Here is a 15,615-nt window from a genome sequence, read left to right as displayed (position 1 = left end):
TTCATGGTGGTTCGCGCCCAGCAATACATAATGCTATCTATTGGCACGGCCATATTCTTAGCAGCTTGCGACAACAGTGAGGTGCCAACAGTAGAATTGGCGCCTGTACTTAAACAGCTTGAAACCCCGGCGAAAATTCCCGAGGCAACCCTGTTCGCAGAACATGTAAGCTTAAGCGCTTACCAGGCACTAACCGATGCGCTAGAACAGGCCACCGAGTTAGAGAGTCGCGTCGTCAACCTGTTAGAGCAGCCCAACGACGATAACCTGCAATTAGCACAAGGCCAATGGCGTTTGGCGTACTCCAGTTATTTATCGGCACTGGCTTCTACCCGCATCCCTGGTAATGATCCGCCAGAATGGGGTCAGGCCAACTTAAGTTACCGTGATGTCCAAGCATTACTGGATAGCTGGCCAATCGAAGGCGGATACATTGATTACGTACCGGGTTACGCCCTAAGTGGAATTGTTAATGACTTAACCCTGACGATTAGTGCTGAGACCTTGCTGGATCAACACGGATTTTCCGATCCGAGCTATGCCAGTATTGGCTATCACCCGCTAGAGTTCATGCTTTGGGGGGAAGATGGGCTGCGCCAAGCGACTGATTTTGATGATAAGAAAGATGCACGTGTAGATGTTACTCACAGCAATAGTGATGATTCCGCCGATAGCCACGCGGATGAGTATTCAAACCTAGACGCAAGCGTTAGTAATCATCAACGCCGCCGAAATTATCTGTTACTCGCGAGCCAACTTCTACAACAGCATTTGCAGCGATTGCAGCGCCGCTGGGAACCCGCTAATGGCTATTACGCCAGCGTGGTACAAGCGACTACCGCCGAAAAAGTACTGCAGGCATCGCTGCTCGCAGGGCAAAATTTACTCCGTAATGAAGTGCTTCAACGTCGTCTCACGGATTACAGCAGTCCCTACAGCCAATCAACACCTGCGGATGTTGGGGCGGTTATTAATGGCTTGAAGCAGTTATATTTTCCTGCCGCAGAAAGTTCAGGGTTAAACGTACTACTGGGCGATAATGCCGACCTAATGGCAAACTGGAGTAGCGGCTGGGACAATATCGATACGTGCGTGGTGCAATGGCATGACCATCTCCCGAACGAAGAAGAAGCGCGCCAGCTTTGCCGCCAGCGCGTCATCGAACTCATGGCCGTGCTGGAACGTTCGGCACGGACATTAGGCGTAAAACTACCCGCTAACGGGTAGGTAATACGCGCGCAAATACAGCCTTCAGATAGCGTGTTTCTGGAATAGCTGGAATTACAGGATGATCAGCACCTTGAGAGCCAACGTGCTGAATCATCACTTCGCGATCCAGCTCACGACCCAAGATACGAATCATATCCGGCAAGCGATCATCAGCTAAGTGCATGGAGCAAGAGGCGCTAACTAAAATGCCATCTTTATTCAATAACCGCATCGCCATCTGATTTAGGCGACGATAAGCTAATTCGCCTGCCTTGATATCTTTCCGACGTGGAATAAACGCTGGCGGATCGACAACCACCACATCAAAACGCTCGCCGTTATCTTTTAACTGACGCAAGGCTTCAAAGGCATCGCCTTCCCAGCAATGTAGCCTGTCGGCCACACCGTTCAACATGGCATTCTGTTCTACCCAATCAAGTGCTTGAGCAGATGCATCAACACAATGCACTTCTGCCGCACCATGATTAGCTGCTTGAATGCCCCAGCCGCCCACATAGCTAAATACATCCAGTACGCGCTTACCTTTTACCAAGCGATTCAGCTGAGCACGGTTTTCGCGATGATCATAAAACCAACCTGTTTTCTGGCCATGAATCACAGGCGCCATAAAGTTAGTGTCGTTTTCAATCAGCGGCGCACAATCATCCACCAGCTCACCGTGCACAATTTCAACGTACTCAGGCAAGCCTTCGACGGCACGCAACTTGCCATCGTTTTTCAATACGATCGTTTTTGGCTTAGCGACTTTATGAATAGCATCAATAATCTCTTGGCGATGCATTTCCATAGTGATGCTCGAAATCTGCACCACAGCCACATCACCAAAGCGGTCGATCACTAGGCCAGGCAAGCCATCGCTGTCGCCATATACCCAACGGTAACATTGGTGCGGATACCACAAATCGCGACTACTCATCGCCACTTGCAAACGATGCACAATGAGGGATGCATCAAGAAATTGCTGCGGATTACGGCTAATCAAACGCGCACAAATTAGTTGCTCAGGGCTCACCACGGCGACACCTAACGGCTTACCGTTAGCCATTTCAACCACGACTTGAGAGCCAGGCTCCATCAGTTTTAACGGTGTCGTAACCGTATCCACTTCATTACTGTATATCCAAAGATGTCCGCCTTTTAGGCGGCGCTCTGCCTTGGCGTTTAATCTCAAGGTGCTGTGCATGGAAACCTCAGAACAGATACCCCCTGAAACACTCAGGTGGTCATTGATTACAAAATTACAGACATTATACCCACGAGTTGCGCAACTTACTCGGTAACAATCCACAAGCTCATCTACACTGTTAGAACTTCTTACGCATTGGGCAGATCATGGCTGAAGATCTCACCGAAGAACAAATAATGGCTGTCATGCAGGGCATACGCATTCCACCGCAACCACAGATTCTTGTCGATTTGCAGATGGAACAGTTTGCGCCCGATCCTGACATCAAACGCATTTCACAACTCATCGGCCAAGATGTTGGCTTGAGTGGTACCGTGCTTAAAGTGGTGAACTCACCGCTATATTCACTCCCCAATGAGATCACCTCGGTGAGTCAGGCCGTGAGTCTAATCGGCTTAAACAGTGTGATTAACGTTATCAATGGCCTCGCCATTAAAAGCCAATTGAGCGATGACAAAATCACTCAACTCAATCGCTTTTGGGATACTGCTACCGATATCGCTCACCTATCCGCATCGCTGGCCAATCAATTAAATTTCAGCCGCCAAGATCTCGCCTACCTGCTAGGGCTATTCCACAATTGTGGCATCCCATTACTAATGATGCGTTTTGATAACTATTTTGATGTGATGGAAATGTCGTATGCCGATCCCGAGTTACGAGTCGTCGATATCGAAAATAGAGAACTCAACACCAATCATGCGGTGATTGGCTACTACACAGCAAAATCATGGCGTCTGCCGCGTATATTGTGTGATGTCATTGCCGAGCATCACAATGCCACGCGCTACTTCAATACCGCCAACCAGCAAGATAGCGACGAGAAAACCCTTTTGGCGATATTAAAAGTCGCCGAACATATCTGTGGAAACTATCGAATTTTAGGTCGTCAGAGCGAAGACCTCGAATGGCAAGCTTGCGGACAAGAAGTACTCGCCTATTTAGGTATAGGCGAATTTGATCTTGAACAACTGCAAGATAGCTACGCTGAGAACGGTATTGGGCTGCAAAACTATCGCCACTAAAGCGCTACCCTGAAAAACATCTCGCGTTAGAGCCGGTCCAATCCCATCGCTTTCATCACCACATGCTGCTTCACAGGCAACCAACGATCGAACAAGCGCATACCTTCGTTACGTAACCAACGAACCATAGGCATATCAGCAGCAAACAAACGTTTGAAGCCTTCCATCGCCGCCATCGTTGCTAAATTATCCACCTGACGACGGCGCTGATAACGCGATAGTACCGCATCCGTACCTGGTGAAATTCCGCGCTTTAGCGCACGCACAATCTCTTCGCTAAGTACTGCCGCATCTTTGAAACCGAGATTCACCCCTTGGCCAGCCAGCGGGTGAATGGTGTGCGCAGCATCGCCCGCCAGTGCAATCCCACGACAAAAATAATCGCGAGCATGACGTTGGCGTAACGGAAAACTTGCACGCTTAGACACTGCAATCACGGCACCTAAACGATGCTCGAACGCCGTAGTTAATGCGTGGCAAAACGCCTCGTCATCCAGCGCTAAAAGTTCTTTCGCTTCGGCGGGAGAGGTCGACCATACTATCGATGCCAAATGAGGGTGATGAGCTACGGGCAGAAAGGCTAGCGGACCTTCAGGGCGGAAACGTTGCCATGCGGTAGCAGCAATCGGCTTTTCACATTCCACGGTTGCAACGATGGCATTGTGATCATAATCCCACTCACTGGTTGAAAGCCCAGCCCACTGACGCACGCGTGACAATGCACCATCGGCACCAACCACCAATTTTGCACTCAGTGTTTTACCTGTTTCCAATACGACAGGAACATAGCCCTCGCTATCGGGATTATCACAATAGCGAACGGCAACGGGCAAAATATCAACCCCCTCGGCGGCACTCACAATCTGTTGTAGCGCCCACAAGGTTTGACGATTTTCAACGATATGACCTAAGCAAGGAACGTGCAGTTCAGCCGCATCGAAAGTGACGGATCCCGTACCTTCGGCATCCCAAACATGCATACCAGTGTAAGGACTTAACGATGCAGAGGGAATATGCTGCCAAGCACCCACTTGGGTTAAAAACTCTTGGGTTTGAGCCGTCAATGCACTCACCCGTAAATCAACTGTCTGCAGGGATGTTGTTGGCGCCGGAGCATCAAGGTTGTAACTCGGGTCAACCAGTGCAATTCGCACGGTTTTATTTCCCATACCTTGCACTAAAGCAGCGGCAACGGCTTGCCCTACTAAGCCCGCTCCGATTATCACCACATCGTATTGCATACTGATTCCCTAACGCTCTTTACTACGAGAAAGACTGCTAACTGTGCAGCCGAGTATTCGAACACTAACCGATACGCGCCGCTCGCTGGCCCTGCCCCATCGCATGGCGGGCAAATAAACGCCGCGCCGTTGGCATCGCTGCTAGCGCCAGCAAGCCGCCATCACGAGCGCAAGCAACTAAAGCATTCGGCTGTGCAAACAATCGCGGTAGCCAATCACTGGCAGTAACCGTGTTGCGTTGATCAGTAACCTGCTGCTTTAAGTACCGCTCTAACACATTCAAATCACCCGGATTTAATCCGTCTTGTGCCGCTTTATTCAGATGCTCGGCCAAACTCGCGGCATCGCGCAAGGTTAAATTAAATCCTTGGCCAGCCACTGGATGTAAGCTATGCGCTGCATTCCCTAGCAATACCAGAGAACGACGTACTTGTTCCGACGCTTTGATCAAGGCTAAAGGATAACTAGTGCGCGAGCCAATACGGGTGAGACGCCCAACCCTATGGCCGATCCGTTGTTGCAGCTTAGCTAGCAAGGTCGCCTCATCTAATGCCAGCATGGCGTCGATCACGTCTGCATCAAGCGTCCACACCACGGCATACTGATTTTTATGCAAAGGTAAAAAAGCGATAGGGCCATCTTGGCTAAAACGTTCGTAAGCCCAATTATTATGAGGCTGATCACACTCAACTTGGGTTACCAAGGCATGCGTACCGTAATCGTTACGCTTAGATTGAATACCCAACTGCGTCATTAACGGCGAACGTCCGCCATCCGCCATAATCAAGAGGTGCGTTTGCAGCTCTCGACCATCACTTAATTGCAGCAAAGCACCGTCAGCGTTCATTTTTACTTGCTCAACACTAAGCGGGGTTAACTGCAACAGATCATCGGCATTAACGATATCACGCAGCAAGGCTTGACCGAGCTGGTGATTTTCAATGATGTAGCCGAGCGCAGGCGTACCTTGCTCGGTGGCATGCAAATGCGCCTGCCCAAAACGTCCTTCGTCGCTCACTTGAATATGTTCAATCGGGCAAGCGTGAGGCGCAATGGCATCCCATAAGCCCAATTGATTGAGAATCTCTTGAGTGCCAAAGGATAACGCCGTAGCACGACCATCAAAGCTGGGCGGGCGGGCGTCACTGTCGTCTTGCCACTGCAGTGGTTGACGATCAATTAATGCGACCGACATACCAGCAGCCCGCGCTGGACCAAGCAAATGCACCAAGCTGGCACCGGCCATTCCGGCACCAATGATCGTTATGTCGGCAGTTAGTGTCGTCATCAGTTACCTATTAACCTGCAATTACGCGTTCAATATCGGCGATTTCTTTCACTATACCGGAGGTCAGAACATGACATCCCGTTTTGGTCACCACCACATCGTCTTCGATACGAATGCCAATGCCGCGCCACTTTGCATCAACACTGTCGTCATCAGGAGCAATATAAAGACCCGGCTCAACGGTCATAACCATGCCCGGCTCTTGGATGCGCCATTCGCCATCAATGCGGTATTCACCCACATCGTGCACATCCATACCCAACCAATGCCCCGTCTTGTGCATATAAAATTGGCGATACGCGAGTGACTCGATATTCTCTTCGACTGTGCCTTCAAGCAAGCCCAGCTCAATCAAGCCTGTCACTAATACCTTCACCGCTGCTTCGTGTGGTTGATTCCAATGATTGCCTGCTTTCACTTCAGCAATCGCAGCGTACTGAGAATCCAATACCAACTGATAGAGAGCGCGCTGTTCATCGCTAAAACGCCCATTAGCGGGAAAAGTACGAGTAATATCCGAGGCGTAGTAATCAAGCTCGCAACCCGCATCAATCAAAATCAGGTCACCATCGGCAATCATCTGGTTATTTTGGGTGTAATGCAGGATACAAGCATTGTCACCCGCACCGACGATTGATGGATAAGCAGGCCAACGACTGCCTGCCGCCATAAAGGTACGCATAATTTCAGCTTCTAACTGATATTCCATCATTCCCGGCTTAACCATTTGCATCGCACGCGTATGCGCCTCAGCACTGATATCAGCAGCGGCTTGCATCACTGCAACTTCAGCGGGTGATTTTATCAAACGCATTTCGTGCAAAAGATGATCCAGCGCAGAGAACTCATGTGGAGGAGTGGCACCATTACGCACCTGAGTTTTAATGTGGTTCACCCACTGCATTAGCTGGCGATCAAAATCAGGGCTAACGCCAAGACTGGCGTAAATACGATCTTTGCCTTCAATAAGACCCGGCAAAATATCGTCGATATCGGTTACGGGAAAAGCATCGTCAGCACCAAGTACTTCGGGTGCGGCCTCAGGACCAACACGGCGGCCAGTCCAAATTTCTTGTTCTTTGATTTTTTCTTGGCAAAAAATCACATACTCGCCATGCTCGCGTCCGGGAATAAGCACCAAGGCCGCATGTTCTTCAGCAAAGCCACTGAGGTAATAAAAATCACTGTCTTGGCGAAACGGATGCTCAACATCGCGATTGCGCACCGTCACAGGCGCTGACGGAATAATCGCAATGCTATTTGGGCTCATTAAATCCATCAATTGACGGCGACGACGAGCGTATTCTTGCGGATCCAGTTTCACCATAACAATCCCCTTAGTGAACAACACCCGGCACTGATTCTGCCGGTTTGTTAAAAGCATAAAACACGGTTAACGCAGCGACACGGGCATGCTCAGTCAAGGCCAGATACAGCTGTGGATTTTGTGGGTCTTGAGGATCATCGATAGTCGCTTGAGAAAACGCATCGAGGTCGCGCAATACTTCGACAACATCATCCGGCAGCTTACCGGATGCCAGTCCAGAGGCACCGAAACCGTCGAGAAAACCCTTACTCCACTCAGCTAAACAATCGACTTGCTCATCGACATCCGCGTCGTCATCTTCTGGCAGTAGCGGCTGGAAGGTCATGTCTTCGGCACTCAGTGCCTCTAACATTTCTTCGTACATAGTAAAAAGCAATGCCGCTAATGCAGGGTCTGCGTTTTCTTCTAATTCGAGATAATCTTGGGCCTCACTAATCCATGCTTCCGCTGTTAAACGAGCCCCGCTAGCAAGAAATCCTGCCAACCAACCATGCAAGGCTGACGGAGTTTGGTAGCAACGTGACTCCAGCCACTGGTCGGCAGCGCTGGCAAATTCGATGGTCATAATGGCCTCTAGAGCTTTGAAAACGTTTTAATTCTACCACTGCCAGCCGCAAAGACAGTTAATATTGCGCAGAAAACTGAACTTCATTATCGGCTTAGCCATCATATAGTTGCGCAGTGTCTCCCTAACTCCATTGACCTCGCCAGCATGCCACTCTTATAGTAGGTACAGTTTTCATAACCCTGTCGAATAGCGATGCAAGAATCAGAACTAAAAAAACTGCAGCGCAAAATTGATAAGCTGCTAGCAATACACGACTCACTACGTGAGCAAAATCGTGCTATGCGTATTTCCGAAGCAAGCTGGCAAGCCGAGCGCGCCAAGCTAGTGCAGCAAAATGAAATGGCTCGCCGCAAGGTGAACGAAATGATTACCCGCCTGCAAACGCTGGAGCGCAACAGTGGCTAACGCACCGAAAACATTGGCACTAACGATTATGGAACGCGAATATCGCGTGAACTGCCCTGCGGGTGCCGAAGAGGAGCTGCGCAATGCCGCACGCCATCTCAACGATAAAATGGAAGAAATTAAGAATGCGAGTTCAGCAGCCGGCAAAGTCATCGGTACTGATCGCATTGCAGTTATTGCTGCACTCAATATTACTCACCATATGCTTGAAATCGAAACCCAACAAAACACAATGGATACCGAGTTGAAGAAATTGCATGCGAGTATTGATGCTGCTCTCGATCAAGACGTTCAACTCGAACTCTAGTAACAGGGGTTCGCAGTTAATCGCTCAACGAATAACCAATCTAAATTTTTCCGTTCCAATTCGTTAACAGAGCTGCCCGAAATAGGGGCAGCTTTGCTATACTAGTTTAGCTCCCTGGGGTGTTGGCCAGTCGATAAAGACCTCGAGCCGATGCGTACTACCCTGGAGGGTTCTGCTCGCTGTTGTTGCGCATGTCCGATTTTCGGAAAGCCTTATTCAGTGTCGAACCCGCCACCTTGAACCTCTGGGTTCAAGGCCTTTTTAGACAGCGGCACAGTGGGGAGCTCCCTTTTTATATCGGCCTTTCGATGAACAAATCTGAATTACGCAAACTCATTCGCCAGCAGCGCCGCAGCCTATCAAAAGCACAGCGCCAGAGTACTAGCCGCGGATTATTGCGCCAACTCCGTTGTTCACCTGAATATCTCATGGCTAAGCGCGTAGCCGTATATCTCACCAATGACGGTGAAATTGATACGCAGTGGTTAATTCAAGATTTGCATCAGCGCCGCAGAGAAATATATTTGCCAGTTCTCCACCCGTTACGCAAAGGACACTTGGCATTTATTCGCTATCAGAAAAACACGGTGATGAGCCGCAACCGCTTCGGTATTTCAGAGCCAAGTTTTAGCCGCAATAAAACCGTATCAGCGCGCTTTATACGCTTAATCTGCCTACCGTTAGTTGCTTTCGATGATCGCGGAAATCGCTTAGGCATGGGCGGTGGTTTTTATGATCGCACACTAGAATTTATGCACAAGAAAGGACAAACACCTTTGCTGGTTGGCTGCGCCTACGAGTTCCAACGAATTTCCATGCTGCCCGCAGAGTCGTGGGATATCCCGCTAAAGCTCATTGCAACCGATGCGTCCTTGCATCGCTTGTTAAGATTTACAACAACCGACTAACAAACGTTAGCGACTATCGAATACTATATTCTGACGCCAGCACTGTTGGAGACTTTCGCTCCTCACTCGCCATACCGGTGATAGCTGAACCCAATGCGACCACAATCGCCAGAAAAAGTAATACATCTGGTTTTTTCATCGTCTTCAACAACCCCAAAAAAAGAAAACGGTTATTCTTATTTCAGAACACCCCTAAGCCCCAAGCATAGGAATCGCTCTGTCGTTATTATTTGTGCGATATACGCACGCATTCCCAATAAAAAGCTAAGCCGCTATTATTCTCAGACTTCCTAGCAACGACTAGACCAATCTAAGGTTTTATTATGAATTATTGGTTACTGAAATCAGAACCCGATAGCTTCAGCTTTAACGATTTGGAACGCGCACTTAATAAGCGCACAGTATGGGACGGCGTGCGTAATTATCAAGCACGAAATATCATGCGTGATGACATGCAGGCAGGTGATTTAGTATTTTTTTATCACTCTAGCTGTCCCATTCCGGGCATTACCGGAATTTGTCGCGTCACTCAGACCGACATTATCGACCCAAGTTCACTTGATCCATCATCAAAATATTTTGATCCAAAGTCGAGTCTAGAAAAGCCACGGTGGATCACCATTGAAGTAGAAGCGGTCGAGGCACTACCTAAGATCATTCCACTAAAAGAGATGCACCAGCACGAGGCATTGGCCAATATGGTGTTATTAAACCGTAGTCGATTATCCGTACAGCCAGTGAGGGAGGACGAATGGCATTACTTATTAAATAATATGTAATACGCACTCAGATAAAAGAATTTAATTAAGCAGTAAAACGGACATTAGAGCGCTGAATATGACGCGCGAGTTCAGCAGTATCAAGTTGTGATTGCCCATCCACAATCTGGCCACGAGCAATACTCCAAAACGTCACTGCGCTTAACGACAATAACCGATCACTAGGCTCAAAACCCAACAAGGGGCGCACCAACGTACCGGTGAATGTACTTTGAGTAACGACTCTATCCCCCTCGGCCAAAACCTCTTCAACAGAGACCGAAAAATCGTCCATCGCTGCCTTGATGGTATTGATGAGCGCGACCATGCCATCAAAATCCATTGGCTCGTCAATCATACTGGCGTGATAGGTAAAGTCTCGACGCAGCAAAGATCTAGCTATGCTATGGCGACCTTGATTCCAAGTGAGATCTATAAAATGACGAACGAGTCGTTTGTTATCCATTAGCTGCAATCCCTGTTAACGAGAGCATGACAATAACTGTCATAGCATATCGATCGTCCCTGCAAAATCCGTAGCGATCTGCACGACCAAACAAGCCAACACCATTAATTGGCTCAAGCAGTTACAAGTTTAGCGTAAATTAACGATTCAGCCAGTCCGCAATCTGGCCATAGGCGATAGCGCGCTGAGGTAGCGACTCATTAACTAAATGATGACGTCCGTCGGGCAAAATAAAGACCTCAGCCTTAGGGAATTTTTCAGCCAAGACCTCAAGGTTGTACTTCCACTCCACCGTACCGTCGTTATCACCCTGGATAATCAATAGAGGCAAATCCAATGGCTCTTGCGCCTCAATAAATGGCACCCACTGACGTAATGCCCCAACCCATTGAACGCTAAGATAAAGCGACTGCAGTGGATCCTGGGTACGTACAAAATTTAAAAAATCAGGATCCGATGACGAGTCTCCATGCTTTCTCTTTACGCGACTAATAAACATACTCACAACTGAATGCAACAATTGCCCTTTCTGCCAACCGGTTGGTCGCACCAGCGGAGCCAATAACACGATTTTTTCGAATGGCGACTGCGCCGCGGTTAACTGTCGCTTCAATAAATAATTTATAAGAATCGCGCCACCGGTACTCTGCCCAAACGCATACAAGGGACTAGAGTCGTGAGCCTGAACCAGCTGCAACAAATGACTAAAAACATCGTCATATTCTTGGAAATTAGAAATCGCCGCCTGCTCGCCACTCGATAAGCCATGCCCTGGCAGATCGAAAACAATGACATTGAATTGCTGGCGCAAACAGAAATCGATCAAGCTGGCGTAAAGCCCAATATGATCATAGTAACCATGAACCAGAATCGTAGTTCCTCGAGCCTCAGGCTGGCGCCAACTCTGAACAGCGATACTAAATCCTGCAAGCGAGACCAATCCGGCCGTATACTGCAACGCTAGGCCAGTATCGTCAAAATTCAGCTTATAGTGACGACGATAAGCGGCCAAGTTAGGGCTTAGTTCTGTCGTCTTAAACGACCAGTCAAACTCTCGCAGTTCTTCCAACAGCGCTTGGCGATCCCAGTTCACACAACAACCTCATGGTGATAACCGCTCTATAGTAGCAGTTAGACAATAAAAAAGGGCTCCGAAGAGCCCCTTTTCATTAGCAATGTAGAGTATTACACGCTGTAGTACAGATCGAACTCAACAGGGTGAGTCGTCTGTTCAACACGGTAAACTTCTTCCATTTTCAAGCCGATGTAAGCGTCGATCATGTCAGCAGTGAAAACACCACCTTCAAGCAAGTAAGCGTGATCAGCTTTCAGGCTGTCCATTGCTTCGCGCAAGCTACCACAAACCTGTGGAATCTTAGCCGCTTCTTCTGGCTCTAGATCGTACAAGTCTTTGTCAGCTGCATCGCCAGGGTGAATTTTGTTCTTAACACCGTCGATACCAGCCATCAACATAGCAGCGAATGCTAGGTATGGGTTAGCAATTGGATCAGGGAAACGCGCTTCAATACGCTTGCCCTTTGGCGACGCAACGTAAGGAATACGGATAGACGCTGAACGGTTACGCGCAGAGTAAGCCAACATTACTGGAGCTTCGAAACCTGGAACCAAACGCTTGTAAGAGTTAGTACCTGGGTTAGTGAAAGCGTTCAGTGATTTAGCGTGCTTGATGATACCACCGATGTAGAACAGGGCAGTTTCAGACAAACCAGCATACAAATCACCAGCAAACTGGTTTACGCCGTCTTTCCAGAAAGACTGGTGAACGTGCATACCAGAACCGTTGTCACCAACGATTGGCTTAGGCATGAACGTCGCAGTTTTGCCGTAAGCAGCCGCTACGTTGTGAACAACGTATTTGTACATTTGAACTTCGTCAGCTTTCTTAACCAATGTGTTAAAACGCACACCGATTTCGTTCTGACCAGCGTTCGCCACTTCATGATGGTGAACTTCAACGTCCAAACCAATTGCCATCATGGTGTTACACATAGCAGCACGAATGTCGTGATGACTATCTACTGGTTGTACTGGGAAGTAACCGCCTTTAACGCGTGGACGGTGACCTAAGTTGCCGCCTTCCATCACAGCTGCAGTATTCCAAGCAGCTTCGTCAGAGTTGATTTTGCAGAAAGAGCCAGACATGTCTGCGCCCCAACGTACATCGTCAAACATAAAGAATTCTGGTTCTGGACCGAAGAATGCTGTATCGCCCAAACCGGTAGATGCTAGGAACTGCTCAGCACGTAGAGCAACAGAGCGTGGATCGCGCTCGTAACCTTGCATAGTTGAAGGTTCAACAATGTTACAACGCAATACTAAGGTAGCGTCTTCAGTGAACGGATCAAGGAATGACGTGTCGTCATCTGGCATCAGGATCATGTCTGATTCGTTAATGCCTTTCCAACCAGCGATGGAAGATCCATCGAACATCTGGCCAGTTTCGAAGAATTCTTCGTTCACATAGCTCGCAGGGATAGTTACGTGCTGCTCTTTACCTTTAAAGTCAGTAAAACGCAGGTCAACCCAACGTACATCATTTTCTTTGATCAAATTCAGAGTGTTCTCTGACATCTTAACGTCTCCAGATGCTGGTTCAATTTCATTCGGGACTAAACCCGGCTTGCCATGCTCTTTCGCTGAGCAAGTAGTGTGCCATTGCCATCAATCTAAAGACCCGCATAAATACTGGGTTTTTAACGACCACTCATCACCACTTTGTTCCAAGTTAGAGCACAAATGAGCGAACATGCACCATTAAGATGCAAATAAAGCCCTTATATGCGTAACGCGATACAAGCTCGCACATTATAGGTTCACAACACACCGTCCGTACATGAAAATCGGCACAAAAAAAGCGCTTTAGTTGCACAAAAATTGATATCCCGTAAAGCCTCAACTTCAGGTATAATCCGGCCTCGATTTTTGAACTGACACCGGACCCTGATACCTTCCAATTACGTGACGGCGTCAGACACTCCCATCACGAAGGCTACTGTTGTGAGCAACATTCCAAGAAACATCGCCATTATTGCCCACGTTGACCACGGTAAAACTACCCTGGTAGACAAACTTTTAGAGCAATCAGGCACCCTCGATCGTAAAGATCAGGGCGGCGAGCGAGTCATGGACTCGAACGACCAAGAAAAAGAACGTGGTATTACCATTTTGGCGAAGAACACCGCCATTCGTTGGAATGATTACCCAATCAACATCGTAGATACTCCTGGACACGCCGACTTCGGTGGCGAAGTTGAGCGTGTTATGTCGATGGTTGACTCAGTATGTTTGCTGGTTGATGCCGTTGACGGTCCGATGCCACAAACTCGCTTCGTAACTCAAAAAGCGTTTGAGCGCGGCCTGCGTCCTATTGTTGTTATTAACAAGATTGACCGCCCTGGTGCTCGCCCTGATTGGGTTATGGATGAAATCTTTGATCTTTTCGACCGCCTTGGCGCGACTGAAGAACAATTAGATTTCCCCGTTGTATATACTTCTGCACTAAACGGTATTGCCGGTCTTGATCCAGAAGCAATGGCTGATGATATGGCACCATTATTCCAAATGATCATTGATCACGTAACGCCACCTGAATTGGATCGTGAAGGTCCATTCCAAATGCAAATTTCGGCATTGGATTACGACAGCTTCGTTGGCGTTATCGGTGTTGGTCGTATTTCACGCGGCACGCTTAAGCCAGGCACCGACATTCAATTAGTGACGGCTGAAGGCACTATCCGCAAAGGTCGTATCCAGCAAGTGAAAGGCTTCCATGGCCTAACGCGCGTTGATGTTCCTGAAGCACACGCCGGTGACATCGTATGTGTCTCTGGCATCGACGGCTTAAATATTTCTGACACTTTGTGTGCTGTTGGCAATGTAGAAGCCTTACCGCCATTGAGCGTTGACGAGCCAACAGTAAGCATGACCTTCCAAGTAAACGATTCACCGTTTGCTGGTCGTGAAGGTAAATATGTTACTAGCCGCAACATCAAAGACCGTTTGGACAAAGAATTAATCCACAACGTGGCATTGCGTGTTGAGCAAGGCGACTCTCCAGAGAAGTTTAAAGTATCTGGTCGCGGTGAATTACACTTGTCGGTATTGATTGAATCAATGCGTCGCGAAGGCTTCGAAATGGGTATTTCAAAGCCTGAAGTTGTGCAAAAAATCGTTGATGGCGAAGTTCAAGAACCGTACGAACAAGTGGTTATCGACATCGAAGAAGAGCACCAAGGTTCGATCATGGAAGAGATGGGTAACCGTCGCGCTGAAATGACCAACATGGTTCCTGATGGTAAAGGTCGTGTACGCCTTGAATTCATCATGCCAGCACGTGGCTTGATCGGCTTCCGTGGTTTGTTTATGACCATGACTTCTGGTTCAGGCATCCTGACCAACATCTTCGATCATTACGGTCCGGTACAATCTGGACTAGGTTCTACTCGTCACAACGGCGTACTGGTATCTATGGTACCAGGTAAAATCTTAGGTTACGCCTTGTTCACTCTGCAAGAACGTGGTCGCTTATTCGTAGCACCAGGTTTAGAAGTGTACGAAGGTATGATTGTTGGCTTACACAGTCGCGACAACGACCTATCGGTTAACCCAACGAAAGCGAAGCAGTTGACCAACGTTCGTGCCTCAGGCACAGATGAAGCGATCAACTTGACGCCGCCAGTGAAACACACACTAGAGCAAGCGTTGGAATTCATCGAAGACGACGAGCTAGTAGAAGTAACACCTACCAGCATTCGTTTACGTAAGAAGTTCTTAACTGAGAACGAGCGTAAGCGTTCTAAGACCAAAAAGAGCTAAGGTGCCTATGGGTCAATCCGTTGGATAGATCCAAGCACCATCAAACGGGCCTTTATGGCCCGTTTTTTAT

The 15,615-nt window shown here is 48.3% G+C and carries 15 protein-coding genes and 1 other RNA gene; 8 read left to right on the top strand and 8 right to left on the bottom strand.

The window, feature by feature from the left end; genetic code table 11:
* Window positions 1-3: 3 nt before the first annotated feature.
* Entirely contained in the window at window positions 4-1,227 is a 1,224-nt protein-coding gene (locus UXZ23_RS13390; RefSeq protein ID WP_320821063.1) for an imelysin family protein, read from the top strand.
* Here the strand turns inward: UXZ23_RS13390 and UXZ23_RS13385 are convergent.
* Entirely contained in the window at window positions 1,217-2,413 is a 1,197-nt protein-coding gene (locus tag UXZ23_RS13385) for a class I SAM-dependent rRNA methyltransferase (protein WP_320821062.1), read from the bottom strand. The genes UXZ23_RS13390 and UXZ23_RS13385 overlap by 11 nt on opposite strands.
* 149 nt (window positions 2,414-2,562) lie before the next feature.
* On the opposite strand from UXZ23_RS13385, the gene UXZ23_RS13380 reads away from it, so the two are divergent.
* On the top strand, window positions 2,563-3,441 hold the full coding sequence (locus UXZ23_RS13380) for an HDOD domain-containing protein (RefSeq protein ID WP_320821061.1): 879 nt from the start codon (window positions 2,563-2,565) through the stop codon (window positions 3,439-3,441).
* A 26-nt stretch (window positions 3,442-3,467) separates the two neighbouring features.
* Here the strand turns inward: UXZ23_RS13380 and UXZ23_RS13375 are convergent, their stop codons facing one another.
* The 4 genes from UXZ23_RS13375 to UXZ23_RS13360 form a co-directional block, all read right to left on the bottom strand.
* Window positions 3,468-4,682, bottom strand: a complete 1,215-nt coding sequence (locus UXZ23_RS13375; RefSeq protein WP_320821060.1) for a UbiH/UbiF/VisC/COQ6 family ubiquinone biosynthesis hydroxylase — start codon at window positions 4,680-4,682, stop codon at window positions 3,468-3,470.
* Between the two features lie 64 nt (window positions 4,683-4,746).
* Window positions 4,747-5,970 carry a 2-octaprenyl-6-methoxyphenyl hydroxylase gene (gene ubiH / locus UXZ23_RS13370; RefSeq protein ID WP_320821059.1) on the bottom strand — a complete coding sequence of 408 codons (1,224 nt, stop codon included), beginning with the start codon at window positions 5,968-5,970 and terminating at the stop codon, window positions 4,747-4,749.
* Window positions 5,971-5,980: 10 nt separating this feature from the next.
* Window positions 5,981-7,297 carry a Xaa-Pro aminopeptidase gene (pepP, locus tag UXZ23_RS13365; protein WP_015488695.1) on the bottom strand — a complete coding sequence of 439 codons (1,317 nt, stop codon included), beginning with the start codon at window positions 7,295-7,297 and terminating at the stop codon, window positions 5,981-5,983.
* 10 nt (window positions 7,298-7,307) lie between these two features.
* Window positions 7,308-7,862: a UPF0149 family protein gene (locus UXZ23_RS13360; RefSeq protein WP_320821058.1), complete on the bottom strand. Its 555-nt coding sequence runs from the start codon at window positions 7,860-7,862 to the stop codon at window positions 7,308-7,310.
* Window positions 7,863-8,057: 195 nt separating this feature from the next.
* Between UXZ23_RS13360 and UXZ23_RS13355 the strand changes: the two genes are divergently transcribed.
* The 5 genes from UXZ23_RS13355 (at window position 8,058) to UXZ23_RS13335 (ending at window position 10,264) form a co-directional block, all read left to right on the top strand.
* A complete protein-coding gene (locus tag UXZ23_RS13355) occupies window positions 8,058-8,270 on the top strand; it encodes a TIGR02449 family protein (protein ID WP_320821057.1) in 213 nt (70 codons plus the stop codon).
* Window positions 8,263-8,577, top strand: a complete 315-nt coding sequence (locus UXZ23_RS13350) for a cell division protein ZapA (RefSeq protein ID WP_320821056.1) — start codon at window positions 8,263-8,265, stop codon at window positions 8,575-8,577. Before UXZ23_RS13355 ends, UXZ23_RS13350 begins: the two co-directional genes overlap by 8 nt.
* Before the next feature lie 108 nt (window positions 8,578-8,685).
* A non-coding RNA gene (gene ssrS / locus UXZ23_RS13345) (6S RNA) lies at window positions 8,686-8,864 on the top strand.
* A gap of 21 nt (window positions 8,865-8,885) precedes the next feature.
* Entirely contained in the window at window positions 8,886-9,485 is a 600-nt protein-coding gene (locus UXZ23_RS13340) for a 5-formyltetrahydrofolate cyclo-ligase (protein ID WP_320821055.1), read from the top strand.
* Between the two features lie 323 nt (window positions 9,486-9,808).
* Window positions 9,809-10,264, top strand: a complete 456-nt coding sequence (locus UXZ23_RS13335; RefSeq protein WP_320821054.1) for an EVE domain-containing protein — start codon at window positions 9,809-9,811, stop codon at window positions 10,262-10,264.
* A 25-nt stretch (window positions 10,265-10,289) separates the two neighbouring features.
* Here the strand turns inward: UXZ23_RS13335 and UXZ23_RS13330 are convergent, their stop codons facing one another.
* The 3 genes from UXZ23_RS13330 to glnA all read right to left on the bottom strand — a co-directional run bounded on the left by UXZ23_RS13330 (window position 10,290) and on the right by glnA (window position 13,301).
* Window positions 10,290-10,709 carry an ester cyclase gene (locus UXZ23_RS13330; RefSeq protein ID WP_320821053.1) on the bottom strand — a complete coding sequence of 140 codons (420 nt, stop codon included), beginning with the start codon at window positions 10,707-10,709 and terminating at the stop codon, window positions 10,290-10,292.
* Between the two features lie 139 nt (window positions 10,710-10,848).
* Window positions 10,849-11,802, bottom strand: coding sequence for an alpha/beta hydrolase (locus UXZ23_RS13325; RefSeq protein WP_320821052.1), 954 nt, complete (start codon window positions 11,800-11,802; stop codon window positions 10,849-10,851).
* A gap of 92 nt (window positions 11,803-11,894) precedes the next feature.
* Window positions 11,895-13,301 carry a glutamate--ammonia ligase gene (glnA, locus tag UXZ23_RS13320; RefSeq protein WP_320821051.1) on the bottom strand — a complete coding sequence of 469 codons (1,407 nt, stop codon included), beginning with the start codon at window positions 13,299-13,301 and terminating at the stop codon, window positions 11,895-11,897.
* A gap of 426 nt (window positions 13,302-13,727) precedes the next feature.
* Between glnA and typA the strand changes: the two genes are divergently transcribed.
* Window positions 13,728-15,545: a translational GTPase TypA gene (gene typA, locus UXZ23_RS13315; RefSeq protein ID WP_320821050.1), complete on the top strand. Its 1,818-nt coding sequence runs from the start codon at window positions 13,728-13,730 to the stop codon at window positions 15,543-15,545.
* Window positions 15,546-15,615: the final 70 nt, after the last annotated feature.

It is taken from the genome of Thalassolituus sp. (assembly GCF_034111725.1).
Taxonomy (GTDB): domain Bacteria; phylum Pseudomonadota; class Gammaproteobacteria; order Pseudomonadales; family Oceanobacteraceae; genus Thalassolituus.
This window is presented reverse-complemented; position numbering and strand designations above follow the sequence as displayed.